The organism is Psychrobacillus sp. NPDC093200 (genome assembly GCF_050280345.1).
Lineage (GTDB): Bacteria > Bacillota > Bacilli > Bacillales_A > Planococcaceae > Psychrobacillus > Psychrobacillus faecigallinarum.
This window is the reverse complement of the sequence record NZ_JBNNVC010000004.1, coordinates 259,670-274,822: the sequence shown is the minus strand read 5'-3', so window position 1 is coordinate 274,822 and position 15,153 is coordinate 259,670. Positions and strand designations below refer to the sequence as shown.

18 protein-coding genes and 8 tRNA genes are annotated in these 15,153 nt (G+C 37.6%); 1 reads left to right on the top strand and 25 read right to left on the bottom strand.

Features of this window, described 5'->3' with window-relative positions; all coding sequences use genetic code 11:
• Positions 1-154 precede the first annotated feature (154 nt).
• From ACQKNZ_RS16735 to acpS, 23 genes are all read right to left on the bottom strand, one after another.
• Positions 155-228, bottom strand: a tRNA-Gly gene (locus tag ACQKNZ_RS16735).
• A gap of 29 nt (positions 229-257) precedes the next feature.
• A tRNA-Arg gene (locus ACQKNZ_RS16730) sits at positions 258-334 on the bottom strand.
• An 18-nt stretch (positions 335-352) separates the two neighbouring features.
• A tRNA-Leu gene (locus tag ACQKNZ_RS16725) sits at positions 353-439 on the bottom strand.
• Between the two features lie 72 nt (positions 440-511).
• Positions 512-584, bottom strand: a tRNA-Lys gene (locus ACQKNZ_RS16720).
• Positions 585-595: 11 nt separating this feature from the next.
• Positions 596-670 (bottom strand) — tRNA-Gln (locus ACQKNZ_RS16715).
• 3 nt (positions 671-673) lie between these two features.
• Positions 674-749: transfer RNA gene (locus ACQKNZ_RS16710), tRNA-Asp, on the bottom strand.
• Positions 750-773: 24 nt separating this feature from the next.
• Positions 774-848, bottom strand: a tRNA-Glu gene (locus ACQKNZ_RS16705).
• Between the two features lie 13 nt (positions 849-861).
• A tRNA-Asn gene (locus ACQKNZ_RS16700) sits at positions 862-936 on the bottom strand.
• A gap of 83 nt (positions 937-1,019) precedes the next feature.
• Positions 1,020-1,487 (bottom strand): SprT family protein, encoded by a 468-nt coding sequence (locus tag ACQKNZ_RS16695; RefSeq protein ID WP_427660777.1) that lies wholly within the window; start codon positions 1,485-1,487, stop codon positions 1,020-1,022.
• 60 nt (positions 1,488-1,547) lie between these two features.
• The gene (locus ACQKNZ_RS16690; RefSeq protein ID WP_342577558.1) at positions 1,548-3,716 is read right to left on the bottom strand and encodes a Tex family protein; all 2,169 of its coding nucleotides are present in this window, start codon (positions 3,714-3,716) and stop codon (positions 1,548-1,550) included.
• 88 nt (positions 3,717-3,804) lie between these two features.
• Positions 3,805-4,404 (bottom strand): PP2C family serine/threonine-protein phosphatase, encoded by a 600-nt coding sequence (locus tag ACQKNZ_RS16685; protein ID WP_225216166.1) that lies wholly within the window; start codon positions 4,402-4,404, stop codon positions 3,805-3,807.
• Positions 4,401-5,183, bottom strand: coding sequence for an RNA polymerase sigma factor SigB (sigB, locus tag ACQKNZ_RS16680; protein WP_144539628.1), 783 nt, complete (start codon positions 5,181-5,183; stop codon positions 4,401-4,403). The genes ACQKNZ_RS16685 and sigB overlap by 4 nt, the downstream gene beginning before the upstream one ends.
• Positions 5,161-5,631 carry an anti-sigma B factor RsbW gene (gene rsbW / locus ACQKNZ_RS16675; RefSeq protein ID WP_342577559.1) on the bottom strand — a complete coding sequence of 157 codons (471 nt, stop codon included), beginning with the start codon at positions 5,629-5,631 and terminating at the stop codon, positions 5,161-5,163. The genes sigB and rsbW overlap by 23 nt, the downstream gene beginning before the upstream one ends.
• Positions 5,618-5,959, bottom strand: a complete 342-nt coding sequence (locus tag ACQKNZ_RS16670) for an STAS domain-containing protein (protein ID WP_144539624.1) — start codon at positions 5,957-5,959, stop codon at positions 5,618-5,620. Before ACQKNZ_RS16670 ends, rsbW begins: the two co-directional genes overlap by 14 nt.
• A gap of 69 nt (positions 5,960-6,028) precedes the next feature.
• Positions 6,029-7,030 carry a PP2C family protein-serine/threonine phosphatase gene (locus ACQKNZ_RS16665; RefSeq protein ID WP_144539622.1) on the bottom strand — a complete coding sequence of 334 codons (1,002 nt, stop codon included), beginning with the start codon at positions 7,028-7,030 and terminating at the stop codon, positions 6,029-6,031.
• A gap of 12 nt (positions 7,031-7,042) precedes the next feature.
• A complete protein-coding gene (locus tag ACQKNZ_RS16660) occupies positions 7,043-7,444 on the bottom strand; it encodes an anti-sigma regulatory factor (RefSeq protein ID WP_144539620.1) in 402 nt (133 codons plus the stop codon).
• 6 nt (positions 7,445-7,450) lie between these two features.
• Positions 7,451-7,813 carry an STAS domain-containing protein gene (locus ACQKNZ_RS16655; RefSeq protein ID WP_144539618.1) on the bottom strand — a complete coding sequence of 121 codons (363 nt, stop codon included), beginning with the start codon at positions 7,811-7,813 and terminating at the stop codon, positions 7,451-7,453.
• Positions 7,813-8,640 (bottom strand): STAS domain-containing protein, encoded by an 828-nt coding sequence (locus ACQKNZ_RS16650; protein ID WP_427660772.1) that lies wholly within the window; start codon positions 8,638-8,640, stop codon positions 7,813-7,815. Before ACQKNZ_RS16650 ends, ACQKNZ_RS16655 begins: the two co-directional genes overlap by 1 nt.
• A 300-nt stretch (positions 8,641-8,940) precedes the next feature.
• Positions 8,941-9,291, bottom strand: a complete 351-nt coding sequence (locus tag ACQKNZ_RS16645) for a type II toxin-antitoxin system PemK/MazF family toxin (protein ID WP_144539613.1) — start codon at positions 9,289-9,291, stop codon at positions 8,941-8,943.
• A 4-nt stretch (positions 9,292-9,295) separates the two neighbouring features.
• Positions 9,296-9,574, bottom strand: a complete 279-nt coding sequence (locus ACQKNZ_RS16640; RefSeq protein WP_225321630.1) for a transcriptional regulator — start codon at positions 9,572-9,574, stop codon at positions 9,296-9,298.
• A gap of 133 nt (positions 9,575-9,707) precedes the next feature.
• A complete protein-coding gene (alr, locus tag ACQKNZ_RS16635; protein WP_427660769.1) occupies positions 9,708-10,817 on the bottom strand; it encodes an alanine racemase in 1,110 nt (369 codons plus the stop codon).
• 69 nt (positions 10,818-10,886) lie between these two features.
• The gene (locus tag ACQKNZ_RS16630) at positions 10,887-11,906 is read right to left on the bottom strand and encodes a LolA family protein (RefSeq protein WP_144539607.1); all 1,020 of its coding nucleotides are present in this window, start codon (positions 11,904-11,906) and stop codon (positions 10,887-10,889) included.
• 59 nt (positions 11,907-11,965) lie between these two features.
• The gene (gene acpS, locus ACQKNZ_RS16625; protein ID WP_144539605.1) at positions 11,966-12,319 is read right to left on the bottom strand and encodes a holo-ACP synthase; all 354 of its coding nucleotides are present in this window, start codon (positions 12,317-12,319) and stop codon (positions 11,966-11,968) included.
• A 68-nt stretch (positions 12,320-12,387) separates the two neighbouring features.
• Here acpS and ACQKNZ_RS16620 point away from each other — a divergent pair, with 68 nt between their 5' ends.
• Positions 12,388-13,017, top strand: coding sequence for a rhomboid family intramembrane serine protease (locus tag ACQKNZ_RS16620; RefSeq protein WP_144539603.1), 630 nt, complete (start codon positions 12,388-12,390; stop codon positions 13,015-13,017).
• A 44-nt stretch (positions 13,018-13,061) separates the two neighbouring features.
• On the opposite strand, the gene ACQKNZ_RS16615 is transcribed toward ACQKNZ_RS16620, so the two are convergent.
• Both ACQKNZ_RS16615 and ACQKNZ_RS16610 read right to left on the bottom strand, forming a co-directional pair.
• Entirely contained in the window at positions 13,062-14,561 is a 1,500-nt protein-coding gene (locus tag ACQKNZ_RS16615; protein WP_427660766.1) for a PH domain-containing protein, read from the bottom strand.
• Positions 14,554-15,033 (bottom strand): PH domain-containing protein, encoded by a 480-nt coding sequence (locus ACQKNZ_RS16610; protein WP_144539599.1) that lies wholly within the window; start codon positions 15,031-15,033, stop codon positions 14,554-14,556. Before ACQKNZ_RS16610 ends, ACQKNZ_RS16615 begins: the two co-directional genes overlap by 8 nt.
• Positions 15,034-15,153 lie beyond the last annotated feature (120 nt).

Below are 15,153 nucleotides of genomic sequence, written 5' to 3'. Positions count from 1 at the left end.
AGAGAACTTAAAAAGCTCATTTTGTTTTGCTGGCATCATCATTAAATGATGTCAAAAATTGTTTTGCGTCAATACAACCGAAGTTGTTTGATGCTATATGTCTTAACGTTTTGCATGTTCAGTTTTCAATGTTCATGTTTTGCTATAGTTAAATTGGAGCGGGTGAAGAGAATCGAACTCTCATCATCAGCTTGGAAGGCTGAGGTTTTACCACTAAACTACACCCGCATATATAATTTATTAAATAATTGTTTTATTGGCGCGCCCGGCAGGAGTCGAACCCACAACCTTCTGATCCGTAGTCAGACGCTCTATCCAATTGAGCTACGGGCGCTTAGTAAGAGACATTGCTTGGTGCGGCCGAGAGGACTTGAACCTCCACGGGGTTATCCCCCACTAGGCCCTCAACCTAGCGCGTCTGCCGTTCCGCCACGACCGCTTAGTTATAAAATGGGACGAACTCTATTATAACTCACTCGCAAGAGTCTGTCAACAATTATTGTAATAATGATGAGCCATGAAGGACTCGAACCTTCGACCCTCTGATTAAAAGTCAGATGCTCTACCAACTGAGCTAATGGCTCACGAAACGAAATGGCTGGGGTACCTGGATTCGAACCAGGGCATGACGGAATCAAAATCCGTTGCCTTACCGCTTGGCTATACCCCAACATGGCGGTCCCGACCGGGATCGAACCGGCGATCTCCTGCGTGACAGGCAGGCATGTTAACCGCTACACCACGGGACCTATGTATGTTTTATTAAATTTAAATGGTGACCCCTACGGGATTCGAACCCGTGTTACCGCCGTGAAAGGGCGGTGTCTTAACCGCTTGACCAAGGGGCCTATGTAAGTTATATGGCTCCGAAGGTAGGACTCGAACCTACGACCGATCGGTTAACAGCCGATTGCTCTACCACTGAGCTACTTCGGAATAATTTTTGTCGTTTTGTTTTACTCGACTTTTTCTATTATAGAGAGGGTTTGGACAAACGTCAACACTTTTCATCAAATTTCTTATATTTTTTTTGAAGAGCTTAAAACTAAGTCGCCAAAACACTTGCCACACTTGAATTTGTGAGTATTTACTCGAATTTTCCGTCTATATAACAACCCACATTTTGAGCATTTATACATGTAAACTTTAGTACGTGGTTGCCTTTTAGGCTCTACTAAAGTGGAACAAAATCTGGGGGAATCTGTTTGTTTTAGAAGCTGGCGAAAATCTACATCTCGATGTTTGTAGCCTTTTCCTTCTATATGTAAATGATAATGACATAACTCATGCTTGATCACTCCTATCAATTCTTTCATTCCATGCTTTTCTAGAACAAGAGGATTTATTTCAATTATATGAGTTCTTAACATATACCTGCCTCCAGTACTGCGGAATCTTTTATTAAAACAGGCTTTATGTCGAAATTCTTTCCCAAAAATCTCTTTTGAGATTTTACTTACTAATTCACTCAATTGTTCATCTGTCATATTACCTCTCCTAAATAAAAGAGTTTGTCCAATGATTCTCATCATTGGACACTCTTATTATTACACTTGTTGTTCCGGCGGAAGCATAGTTAATGCGATTCTACCTTTGTTAGCATCGAACTGTTCTACCCAAACTGTAACGATATCTCCAAGGGAAACTACATCTAGGGGATGTTTTACAAATCCTTTTTTAAGCTTGGATATATGTACAAGTCCGTCCTGTTTAACACCAATATCTACAAAGGCTCCAAAGTCTACTACGTTACGAACAGTTCCTTGAAGCTCCATTCCAGCCTTTAAATCCTCTAACTTCAAGACATCTTTCTTTAGTATAGGCTGTGGGAAAGCTTCGCGTGGATCACGTGCAGGCTTAATAAGTGCATCTAAAATATCCTTCAAAGTAATTTCGCCGATTCCTAATTCCTTACTAGTTTCTTCTATAGAAATGTTATTTAATGCTTCTTCTGCTACCTTAGAACCTATTTGGCCTTTCTTCAGTCCTACAATTTCTAGGACCTGTTCAGCTGCCTTATAGCTTTCTGGGTGAATTCCTGTTGCATCAAAAGGATTTTTTGCATCTGGTACACGCAGGAAACCAATTGCCTGCTCATATGTTTTGGCTCCAAGACGCGGAATTTTTTTAAGCTGAGCTCTTGAAGTAAAGCGCCCTTGTTCATTGCGCATATTCACCACATTTTCAGCAACCGTTTTAGAAAGACCAGAAACATATTGCAGTAAGGAGGCTGACGCTGTGTTTACATTGACCCCTACCTGGTTAACAGCAGTTTCTACTATAAAAGAAAGTGATTCCGAGAGTTTTTTTTGTGAAACATCATGCTGGTATTGCCCTACCCCTACTGCCTTTGGATCTATTTTTACTAACTCCGCTAAAGGATCTTGAAGTCTTCTGGCAATAGAGACTGCACTTCGTTGCTCCACTTGAAGGTCTGGAAACTCATTTCGCGCTGTTTCGGAAGCTGAATAAACAGAAGCACCTGCTTCGTTGACAATAACATATGCTACTTCACCCTCTACTTCTTTCAGGCAATCTACTATAAATTGCTCTGTTTCACGAGAAGCTGTACCATTTCCTATTGCAATTAAAGTAATTGGATATTTTTTAAGATAAGAAAGTACCTTTCTTTTCGAGCCTTCCACATCCATTTTTGGTGCATGTGGATAAATAGCCGATACCTCTAGTAATTTACCTGTATCGTCTACAACTGCTAGTTTGCAACCTGTCCGGTATGCAGGATCCACTCCTAGAACAACTTTCCCCTTTAACGGAGGTTGAAGCAATAAGTTTCGTAGATTCTCAGAGAAAATATGAATAGCTTGTGTTTCTGCTTTTTCAGTAAGTTCTGCTCTGATTTCTCTTTCTACTGAAGGCTGTATTAACCGTTTATAGGAATCCTCGATTGCTTGCTTTACCTGCTCTGTAGCACTGCTAGATATATTATTAGGAATCCATTGAGTTTCCATTACTCTTAAAATCTTTTCAAGTGGTACCTGGAGACCAACTTTTAATACATCCTCTTTTTCTCCACGATTCAATGCAAGAATACGGTGAGGCACAATTTTCTTCACTGGTTCATCATATTCATAGTACATTTCATAGACATTTTTTTCATCAAGCTCTGCTTTCTTTAGCGCAGTAACAATTTTCCCGTCCATACGGGATAGATTTCGAATCTGTTCGCGTATTTTCGCATCATCAGCAAATTGTTCTGCGAGAATGTCACGAGCCCCTTGGAGTGCATCCTCCGTCGTCAATACTTCTAGCTCTTCATTAATATAGGCTTGTGCTAAATCATAGATAGATGCTTTAGGGAAGGTTAATAGTTCATCTGCTAAAGGCTCAAGCCCTTTCTCCTTCGCTATTGTCGCCTTTGTTCTTCGTTTTTGTTTATAAGGTCGATATAAATCCTCTACTCGCTGAAGCACCGTAGCATTTTGAATGGAAGTAGTAAGCTCTTCCGTCAGCTTTCCTTGTTCATCTATTAAACGCAGTACTTCCTCTTTGCGTTGTTCAAGCTGTTGTATATATTGATACCGATCTTCTACTGCTTTTATTTGGACCTCATCTAAAGATCCTGTTTGTTCTTTACGATAACGAGCTATAAAAGGAACGGTGTTTCCTTCTTCTAAAAGCTTTATTACTTGTTCGGCTTGCGTAGTTTTTATGCCAGTTTCTTTAGAAACAAGCTGAAGCATTTTCTTTAGTTCCAACACAAATTCACCCTTTCCATATACCCTTTATTTTAACATATTTAGCGCTTACCCCTAAATGAAGACAGTAAAAAAACTTACCCTTCTATTATGAGAGTAAGCTTCCTACAATAAACGTGGCATCATCACCATGCTCTATTTCCTTATATACAGTTTCGTACAAACATTTTGCAGAGCCAGATTCCTTAATAGTAGACTTCGGGCTATTCATCACTACTCCATCTGAGTGAAGAAGAAATAGATCATCTTTTGCGCAGGCATACGTTTGGGTATTAATTTTTTGCTTTCTTCCAGATAGGTAGCCCATCACTGGCAAAGGATATATCATCTTTCCTGTTGCTCTCTGGTACATGTAAAATTTGATATTGCCAACACAGCTATATGAGATAGTTTGTGTTTTGTAATCTACTTTCACAAGAGCAACCGCTGCTCCTCGTTTTTGAACCATCAACTCATTGCATTTCAACAATAAATTATCCAGCGTCTCCTCAGGGTATTGTTCTAAAATTGCAGGTATAACATCTGCAGATTCCTTTGCTACAGGACCGTTACCTAGTCCATCAGCAATGGCACAGAGCATAAAGTCCTCATGCTTTGATACATAGTATGTATCTCCAGATTCTGCATTTCCTGATTTTGCTTCCTGAAATACTAGCAACTCAACTTTTTCATCTGAGTAATTTATCAATTTACTAAACCACCTGACGATAATATTGCCTCTTGCAATTTTTTTATTGCCTTACGTTGTATTCGTGATACATGCATTTGAGAGATGCCAAGACGATCTCCAGCTTCCTTCTGACTCAGTTGCTCCATGTATGTAAGTTTAATAATTTCTTTTTCTCTTTCAGATAAAACATTGAAAGCTTCGGCTACAAGTAAGCGCTGGTCTGTTTTTTCAAATTCTCCATCGGTTTGGCCAATCACATCAAATAATGTAATAGTACTTCCATCTGCATCCGATTCTAAAGAATGGTCCATAGATAAGGCTTGATAACTTTTCCCCATCTCCATCGCCTCTAATACATCCTCTACCTCTACATCAAGATAATCCGCGATTTCTGGCACAAGTGGAGATCTTTGAAATTCTGTTGTTAACACTTCAACAGCTGATCTTATACGCGGACCTAATTCTTTAATTCTTCTTGGTACATGTACTGCCCATGTTTTGTCTCTTAGAAACCGCTTAATCTCCCCAATTATAGTTGGGATAGCAAAAGCCTCAAAGTTCTTACCGAATGAAGGATCATATCTTCTAATAGCTCCTAGAAGGCCAAGCATACCTACTTGTACTATATCCTCATGATGAGATTTACCATTAGAATATTTACGGGCAATAGACTCAACCAAACGCTCGTAGTTTAATACTAGATTGGTTTGAGCCTCTTCGCTTTCTGTGCTTTGATATTCTTTTATCCATTCTAGAATCTGTTCTTTTGACTCCTTAGGAAGAGATGTGTTCGACATTTTCATCCACCTGCTTTACTCCGACATGCTTCGTCATAAATACAGTTACACCCTCTTGGTGATGGACCTTCACCTCATCCATTAAAGTTTCAATTAGATATAGGCCAAGGCCACCTTCACGTAAGAACGATCCCTCCTCCAAATCATGGTAAGGTCCCACTTGCGCTTTTGTTTCCTCAAAATTAAAACTTTTCCCATGGTCAGCAATCATAATTTCTATTTTGTCATTATATAAAGCGCAGCCAATTACTACTTCGCCATCCTCATCCTCTGCGTAAGCATGTTGAACTGCGTTAGTAATTGCTTCACTTGTTGCAATTTTTAAATCTTCAATATCATCATAAGAAAAGCCCATACGATTCGCTAATCCAGAAATTGTAAGACGTGCTACACTAACATATTGAGGCTTTGCTGGTAAACGAATCTCAACATAATCAAACGGTTTCATCTATTTTCACCTCTTCGCTCGCTTGGATGTCCATGATATCTCCTAAACCGGTTATGTCGAACAATCGTTTTAGTCGAGATGATAGCCCTGTTAATTCCATGTGAACGTTGGACTCTTTAGCACTTTTATAAAATCCTACGAATACGCCTAAACCAGTACTATCCATGTAAGTTACGTCTGTTAAGTCTAACTCTACACGTAAGTTTTCCTTTAAATTAATTTCTGATAGCTTTTCTCTTAAAAGAGGTGCTGTAAAAGCATCGATTTCACCTTTTATAATTCCTTTGACGCGTTTATCTTCTTCGTATAATTCTACTGATATATTCATTATCAATTATCCCCCGTTTTCGCTATATATAGTGTATCTATACCACGTTTGAGCCAACGCTAAACATGTTCACAGTGATTTTTTGAAAATGACAAGAGTAAAATCATCACGCTGTTCAAATTCCTGCAATTCTTCTAGCTTATGGAATACATACTCAACCATTTCTTGAGCTGGTTTATCCTTAACACTTTCTATAATACTCAGGATTATTTTTTGGTCGATAAAGCCTTCCTTTGAACGACATTCGGTTACTCCGTCAGTCATCATCACGATAAAGTCATCTTTTTCAAGAACTATTGAATGTTGCTCATATCTTACATTAGGAATAACCCCTAGCAACAGACCTTTTGCCTGAAGTTCTTTAAACTCGCCTGATTTAGCACAATAAAAAAGAGGTGGCTCGTGCCCAGCTGAAGCATAAGTGAATTCACTTAAAGCTGAATCATATGTGCCATAAAACATGGATATAAACATTGAATCGCTAACACTTTTCTCAACAATTCGGTTAATAATATCCAATACTACGACGGGATCTGTTTCTGGACCATCTAAACTATCCATCCCATATTTAATCATGGACATGCATAGAGCCGCTGGTATCCCTTTGCCGATAACATCAGCAACAGCTATTCCTATTGCATTCTCGTTGCTCAAAAAGTGAGTGTAATCCCCGTTCATCTCTTTAGCAGGAACAGAAATAATCCCAATGTCTAAGCCATTCATATTTGGAATTTTAGTTTTTAGCAATGTTTGTTGGACATTTGTAGCCAAATCCATTTCCATTTTAAAATTTTGTTGTTTCTCAATTAGGGTTTGGTGCTCTTTTAAAGCTAAGCCATATCTAATCATCACTTCAATTAAAAAATCAAACGAGTGTAAAACTTCCTCCGGTAAGCCTGGTATAATCTCTTCAAGAGAGGCTTTATGTATACTGATAACTTCCTCCGGAGAGATGCTTTTTTGAATAAGCTGTCTACTAACGTTTTGACCTTCATATAAATTATGCTCTGTTTGACTTAATGTATACTGTTTTAAAATTTCCTTATACTGCTTTTTAAACTCTTGAGGCACTTATTTTACCCCCTATCTCAACCACTTTGTGGCAATGATTGTTGTACCATCTCCGACTACAGTCTCGATTTTAAAGTCGTCCATTAGACGCTTTACTCCTGGCAATCCTGCACCTAGGCCTCCAGATGTAGTATATCCGTCTTCCATCACTTTACGGACATCAGAAATACCAGGCCCTTCGTCAGAAGCTATAACCAAAATGCCTTTAAGATTTCCTTCTACAATCTGTTTTATCTCTATATTACCTTTTCCTGCATATAAATATATATTCCTAGCGAGCTCGCTTATAGCAGTTGTAATTCTAGCTTGGTCTACTGTTCCGAAACCAGCATCTTTTGCTTCGTTTCTTCCAAGCTGCCTAGCAGCAACTATATCCCACTCACTTATTATGTCAACAGAAGACTTCATATTCATAATGGATTAGTCCTCCAATTCTCGTTCAAGTTTTTCCAATCCATTTTCTAAGTCTAAAGCTGTTGCTACATTTTCAAGTCTTATTCCTAGCTCAATTAATGTTATAGCAACAGCTGGCTGTATTCCTGTTATTACTACCTTAGCCCCCATTAAGCCTGACATATTGATAACGTCTCCTAAAACTTTAGCGATAAACGAATCAATAAAGTCTATTGGTGTTAAATCTAATACCACTCCTCTAGCAGCAGTGGTATGAAGCTTGTCCAATAAATCCTCTTGAAATGCTAATGCTGTCTGATCGTCCAGTTCCCATTGAATAGATACAATTAAACAATCTCTTAACTTTAAGATTGGAATTCTCGTCATCATTATGAGTTCACCTCTACTATTGCTCGATTTGTTAGTGCTAACGCCTGTTCAACTCCACGTTGTAACGTACTAGTTGTCGTAAAGTCATTAAGATTAATGCCGAGTGTAACGATTGTTTGTGCAATTTCTGGACGAATACCTACTAAGAAACATTTAGCTCCAACAAGGCGAACTGCATCAGCCGCTTGAATAATATGATGAGCGACCATTGTATCAACTACAGGAACTCCAGTTATATCTAACAATACAACCTCTGCACGGTGTTTCACTACACCTTGCAGTAAGTTTTCCATTATAAGCTTTGCACGTTCAGTGTCAATTGTTCCGACTAAAGGCATCACTGAAATTTTCTCGAAAACAGGGATAAGTGATGCTGAAAGCTCTTGTAAAGCAATTTTTTGTAGGTTCACTGTCTTTTCCCATACTTTCGCGTAGGCTTCAACGATTGTATGAGTAACAGGTGTTAACCAGTTATTTAAAATAGTACGATAAGATTTATAATTACTTTCATTTAAGTGTCCTGCAATTTCCATATTTTCGTAAATAACCTCTGTAAAGTTATTTAATGCTTTTAACACAAAGGATATGGACCAGCCGTAACGAACAATTTGAACAGAAAAGTCATTTAGCTTTCCAGTATAAGTTTCATGATCCTCTGTAAGACTTGAAATCATTAACTCCCCAAATTCACGAGCAGTATGATCAATTACTTGGGATGACATTATTTGAAAAAAACGATCGTCTTTTTCATCTTCCATTTTCTCTTTCCATTTTTCTAATATTTCATCGATGTCATCGTGAATGTACGTGGCTATTTGTTTGTTCATTTGGGTATACCCAACTCCTCACAAAATTAATGGTAATTATATTGTAACGAATCTTAAAGAAATTTACATCTTTTATAATTTCCGAAAGATTCTTTTTCACATTCAGTTGATAGAGAAACACTATTATATCTTCAACAAGATCCTACCCGTTATGCAGAATACATTAACATATATTTTGGGGAAATCCATTTAACATTAATTGGATTAAAATATTTAGATTAAGAATAAATAGATTTAATTTAGAAAATAAAAAAACACAATGCGTATTTGTCGGCTACACATTGCGTTTTGTCTATGTATTTAAAATTTTACGATTCCTAAGCTGATGCCTAGTGCATGATCGACTTCTTCCATCACATCTTCGTCTAAGTGTGTGATTTTATCCGTAAGCCTTGACTTATCAATAGTTCGTAACTGTTCTAATAATATAACTGAATCACGTTCAAAATCATACTCTTTTGCATTGATTTCTACATGTGTCGGCAATTTCGCTTTTTGTATCTGAGCGGTAATTGCTGCCACAATTACAGTCGGACTAAACCGATTTCCGATATCATTTTGTATCACCAGTACGGGTCTAGTTCCACCTTGCTCAGACCCGACTACTGGTGATAAATCTGCAAAAAAAACGTCCCCACGTTTTACGATCAAGTTTTCATCCTCCACTTACGAGTCGCTCTGTCGTATGTTGGGCTTCATATTCCGCATGTAGACACTCCATACATATGGATAAGTTAATATGAGACATCTCAACATAACCTTTCATCATCGCTTCTCTTATAAGATTTGCCTGGCCTTTCTTCATATATTCATTTGCATGTACACGAGCAACGCTTTCCCTACCAGTTAATGATTTAGAAGTTTGCACTCCCTCACTAACCATTTGCATTGGAATCTCTATAAGCGCTTCTTTTTTCTTTTTATCACTTACCACAGCAAACACCTCCGACAAAACATTTCCCTATCTGACAATATACTTCATCTTACCATTACTAGAGGTGAAATAAAAGACATAATAAGAAATGGTTAGACAAATTATGCATGAAGAACTACGTTTTGTCGACATTTTACTTGTGATAAATTCTAGGTATTCTAGTAGATAGAGTACAGCATACCTCATATGGAATTGTTTGAAGCGTAGTTGCCCATTCTTCAACCTTAATTTCCTCATTTCCTTGTCTTCCCAGTAAAACAACTTTCTCTCCTATATCCACCGGTCCATTTAAACGAATCATACATTGATCCATACAAATTTTCCCTACAATAGGCACCCTTTTTCCTTCTACCAATACTTTTTGTGTGTGGAGTTTTCGAAGCAAGCCATCGGCATACCCGATTGGCAATGTGCCAATCCATTCTTCTGTTTCCGCTGTATAGGCAGCCCCGTAACCAATAGAGTCTCCCTTATTAACCTTTTTGATGTGCACAATTTCTGTATGCAAGGAAAGAGATTTCTCCAAAGAGAAAGGTAGATAATCATTTAAATAGGGGGAAGGGGCTATTCCATACATTGAAATCCCAAAGCGAACGGCATCCCAACTTTGACTTGGATGCTGTAGAGCAGCGGCGCTATTGGAAGTATGAATCATTTTAGGCTTTTCTTTAAATACTTCTAAAAAGCTTTCAAACCTACTCACTTGTTTTTCAAAATACTCCGTATTCACATCATCTGCAGTTGCAAAATGTGTGTAAACTCCCGTTATTTCTAGAGAATTTGGCTCCTCATTTAAAAACTTTAAAGCTGTCAGGAGGTCCTGGGTGCTTGAAAAACCAATCCTCCCCATACCACTATCAATTTTTATATGCACTTTAACTGGTTTTTCGTTTCCCTTAGTGGCAAAAAACCAGTCAAGTGAATATGCTGTTAAAGTAATATTTTGGGCACTTGCTTCAGGTAAAAAGGAAACTGGTACGGCCCCTAAGACGAGAATCTCTTCTTTTATATCAAAATCTCTTAAATGCAAAGCTTCCTCTGGAGTTGCTACAGCTAGCATGGATGCACCTGCTTGAATGGCAGCACGAGCAACCTCAATATCGCCATGTCCATAAGCGTTTGCTTTTACTACTGCAATTACCTCTGTTGAAGAAGGCAGCATCTCTTTGAGTCGAGCAATATTTGTTTGTATTGACTGTAAATTAACTTCTACAAAAGTCGGTCTATATAATTTTTGTGACATTGCTGAACCTCTTCTTCCAATTCTTTATCATAATTATGCTCCTCGGAAGAAGAGGTCGTCAACTAATAATCATTTTAATTCAGAAACTGTCATAGATGCTGCAACCTCGATCATTTCCTCTTTCGTTAAGCTAGATGAAGCAATGAAGAAGGACATACCATCTTGTTCCCAACTGATGGAATGATCAGTTACTGCTCCAATAGCAACACCTAAATCTACTGGATCTCCAGGTGCAAACACAGGGATAGAGGAAGATACATTTGGATCGCTTAATTCTTGAATCACAGTGAAGCCTTTATCTCCACCAAAAGTTAAAACTACACGTTTTTGGTCTTCTAATTTAATCACTTTTTCCTCTACTAGAGGGGTGTTTTCCCATTTAACTACTGGATAATGTGTTTCGAACTCCTTGCTTTCTAACTCAGCAGACGTTTCAACCTTTTCTCCCTCTTCCATTGCAGCTGGTGTTTGTTCAATTTTATAATCTCCAGCAGCACGAGTCTTACCTAGAGAGACTTTGTTAAACTTAATATGAATCTGCTCTTCTTTGTTCTCATTTAATATAGAAACGTCTGTTGGTAACAACGTCTTTTTATCTATATAGATTTTTTGAGAAGGAAGCATATTTTTGTGATTATTAGTTGTTTTTGCTTCAAATACATATTTGTCTCCTTCTTCTTTAAAAGTAGCAGATTTATCTTTTTTAATATCCTCTGCCAACGAACCAATTAGATAAGCTTGGCTATTTTCTGAAGGCCACTTACTTTGGAATTTATAAGTTTTGTTAAGGGCTGGTGTTACGACGAAAACTCCCTCAGCGTTACGAACGATCATTTGAGTATTTTCTGCGTTAGCATCGGAGACCTTTACACGATAAAACTCAGGTTTAGTATGCCAAACTTCTACATCATAAACTCTTGGTTCTGCACCCGTTAGAATACTCATTTCTGCGGTCAGCTCATATCCTTTTGCGTCACTCCATTTGTTACTTAGTTTTTTCACTACGTCTTCCTTCGATTCAGCTCCACATGCAGATAGTACCAGGATCATTGCAAATAAAACTACCAGTTTAGCCACTAGGCTCTTCAATTTTGTCCACCCTTTCTATTATCACTGCCTTCGTTCATTGTATGTAGGTGGACGACCGGTTATGATTGAAGAATTACTTGTGCGGCAGCATAATCTTTTGTGTGAGTGATTGAAACAAAGCCATTTAGAGGCTTTTCCTTAAAATATAGTACAGGTTTACCATTACTTTCTTTTAAAATTTCTATATCCTGAAAGCTACAACTTTTTCCTATTCCAGTGCCTAAAGCCTTGGAAAATGCTTCTTTTGCTGCAAATCTCCCTGCTACAAATTCTAATTGCCTTGAGGATGATAAAGTCTCCATTATTTCTATTTCTTTTTTCGTTAAAACTCGTGGAATAAATTTAGAGGTTTTTAATAAAATGGACTCTATTTTTTTTATTTCTGTTATATCTAACCCTATACCGATAATCATAATTGTTCTTCCTTTCAAATATGGCCTTTTCAAGATATACTATATAGTAAGAAATCCGAGGTGACAGTATGTTTTCAAGAAGAGAAAGTTTTAAAGAATACATAAAATTATATCCTGTTGTATCTACATTATTGGCTATAAATATTATTATTTTCCTGTTAACTATTATACCGGTTTATGGAATATATTTGCGTTATTTTGGAATGGGTGTCAACCTCCTCATTGCAGAAGGAGAGTATTGGAGACTGATCACTCCAATGTTCCTGCATTCAGGTTTTGCTCACCTACTATTTAATATGTTCTCTTTATATATATTTGGCCCGGAATTAGAGCAGCTTTCAGGAAAGGCAAGATTTTTAACAATTTACTTCCTTTCTGGTTTTATCGGAAATGTGGCCACTTATTTGATTCATGACTGGAACTACGCAAGTCTTGGTGCCAGTGGGGCAATCTATGGAATTTTAGGCGCGTTTGCGGCATTAGTCCATTACACGAAGCACTTGTTACCACAGCTTAGACAAATCATTATTCCAATCATCGTTATCGGTGTCATACTCTCGTTCCTACAGCCGAATGTAGGTGTGACCGCACATATTGGTGGATTAATCACTGGTTTTGTCCTAGGAATGGTTTTCTTTCATCCTAAGCGAATTGGCTCTTGGAAGAAGAAAAAGAAAAATCCGTATACAGTAGTATAGTAAATCATAAAAAATCTCATAAGATGAAATGAAAAGAACAGCCCTTATTCGGACTGTTCTTTTTCTATGATTGTTTTAGATTTTCGTGTTGGTTCATACCAGCTTAATAGTTTTTCCGAATCCACTTTTTCTATGTGGGGAATCACTGTTTCTGCCCCTCCAACTCCAGATTTAATGGTCACCACTATAGATGCAACATCTGATTTCTTTTGAAAATATGTTGTTCGAGCAGTCATAGACTGAATTCGTCTCTTTTCCATCCAAACGGTCACTCTACTAAATAATCGATATTGAGCGACTAACTGTGTTTCCTCTATATAAAAGCCGGCAGTTTTCTTTTGCCAAACTCCTAAGCCAAAACTAGCAGGTATTAATAGAAGAGATAATAATCCATATGGATAAAAGAAGTAAATGACTGCAGCGGCTATAGGTATAATCCACAGCAAGTCTAAGCGATAGAAAAACTTTCTAGATTTGTTTGGAACTCTTTGAAAGCTAGGCTGTAGCTGAAATTCCGGAAAAATCTCTTCTAAAATAGGATTTATTTCTGTTTTTTTTATTAATGGAAGCAGACGAATCGTTTCGTCTTTTTCTGCCATTGATCCTCCCGCGCTATCTACAGTTACCGTGGCATATCCAGTGAGCTGACGAAGGGGATTTTCTACTAAGCGTATTCCTTGTATGCGCGTTAAAGGAATGGTGATTTTCTTTTTCTCTAGAAGCCCTCTAGTAATAATAATCTCCTCATCCTCTATTCTAATTGTAAAATCATAATAGTTGATGAAAGTTAGCAAGACAGAAACTGCCCATGCAACGAGTAAAACAGAGAAAACAACTAACGCTACCATGAGTACACCAAATTTAATGAAGATCATAATCTCATTATAAATTCTCTCGTAAGGTATCAATTCAGAGAACTGGGATGCAAATACTGCAAGACCAGAAAAGAATACACCTACTCCACCTGAGGTACTTGCTAGAACCAACAGTTCCTTTGTAGACATACGAAAGATTGGCTTTTTTTCTTCCTTCATGGTTTCTGTAATCTCTATTCCCTCTTCTAGAATTGGAGTTTCTTGACTTTTAGCCAGCATTATCTCTTTTTTTATTTGTTCTGCAGCTTCCTTACTAATCGCAGTGAGCTCAGCGTCGGCCTCCTTTGTTGGCCCTCCTCCTGCAGTTTCTACTTTTACCTTAACCAATCCAAAAGGTCTATGGAAAATACCTTCTGTATAGTTGAGGCTTTGAATACGGTCAAAAGGGATATAACGCTTTTTCTTTACAAAAAGTCCATATTCTATTCTGAGTTCTCCATCTTCAAACCAATAGCGGAATCTCTTCCACTTGATAATTCCACTCACTAACATGAATAAAAGTACTATTGCATAAATTCCATATGTGAAAAGTCCAGACCAAAAGTTTGAATCGTCTCCAAAACCATTCACCACCAATAAAACGATTAATGGAAGAATCATTTCCTTTAACACTTTTACAAAATTAATCAAGGCTGAAATCGGATGAAGCTTATACTTTTCTTTAGACATCTTCTTCCGCCACCCTTGCAAGCACTGATATTCTTCCGCGCAATTCATCTGCTTCCTCCGTTATTAACGCGGGGATAGTGTGACTTGTTGCTGCTGTAGAAATTGTGATAGAAGCTAAATCATACTTTCGTAAAATTGGTCCTTGCTCAGTATCTACATGTTGCACCCTAACCATTGGTACCAGTGTTCTCTTTACTACAAACAATCCGTGCTGCAGCTCGATTTCCTGATCCCTTACTTCGTATCTCCATCTACTCCATCTTACCTTTGGAAATAAGTAAATTAATAAATATCCGACAAGCAATACTACTGCTCCTGCCACTATGTATAACCATATATAATTTCCGGTAAAGTAGTTGATAACTCCTGTCCCTATCCCTAATAACAAAACAATTAGGGTCTGGATTATGCCATAAATTCTCCAAACTCTTAAACCTTTTACGGAAATTCGGTTAATCGGTTCTCTTCTCATTCTTATGCACCTCTTCTCTTGTCATTGTATACGAAAGTGAAAGGGAAATGTTTCATTTTATCATACATTGAGTTCATAATTTTTCTTTATTTATAAATACAAGATAAAGCATTAATGAAT

Excerpts from the sequence above, each read along its gene's own strand:
- ACQKNZ_RS16695 (WP_427660777.1), bottom strand. The coding sequence starts at position 1,487 with ATGACAGATGAACAATTGAGTGAATTAGTAAGTAAAATCTCAAAAGAG.
- sigB (WP_144539628.1), bottom strand. The coding sequence starts at position 5,183 with ATGTCGAACACATCTCTTCCTAAGGAGTCAAAAGAACAGATTCTAGAA.
- rsbW (WP_342577559.1), bottom strand. The coding sequence starts at position 5,631 with ATGAAACCGTTTGATTATGTTGAGATTCGTTTACCAGCAAAGCCTCAA.
- ACQKNZ_RS16670 (WP_144539624.1), bottom strand. The coding sequence starts at position 5,959 with ATGAATATATCAGTAGAATTATACGAAGAAGATAAACGCGTCAAAGGA.
- ACQKNZ_RS16660 (WP_144539620.1), bottom strand. The coding sequence starts at position 7,444 with ATGAATATGAAGTCTTCTGTTGACATAATAAGTGAGTGGGATATAGTT.
- ACQKNZ_RS16655 (WP_144539618.1), bottom strand. The coding sequence starts at position 7,813 with ATGATGACGAGAATTCCAATCTTAAAGTTAAGAGATTGTTTAATTGTA.
- ACQKNZ_RS16650 (WP_427660772.1), bottom strand. The coding sequence starts at position 8,640 with ATGAACAAACAAATAGCCACGTACATTCACGATGACATCGATGAAATA.
- alr (WP_427660769.1), bottom strand. The coding sequence starts at position 10,817 with ATGTCACAAAAATTATATAGACCGACTTTTGTAGAAGTTAATTTACAG.
- acpS (WP_144539605.1), bottom strand. The coding sequence starts at position 12,319 with ATGATTATCGGTATAGGGTTAGATATAACAGAAATAAAAAAAATAGAG.
- ACQKNZ_RS16620 (WP_144539603.1), top strand. The coding sequence starts at position 12,388 with ATGTTTTCAAGAAGAGAAAGTTTTAAAGAATACATAAAATTATATCCT.
- ACQKNZ_RS16615 (WP_427660766.1), bottom strand. The coding sequence starts at position 14,561 with ATGTCTAAAGAAAAGTATAAGCTTCATCCGATTTCAGCCTTGATTAAT.
- ACQKNZ_RS16610 (WP_144539599.1), bottom strand. The coding sequence starts at position 15,033 with ATGAGAAGAGAACCGATTAACCGAATTTCCGTAAAAGGTTTAAGAGTT.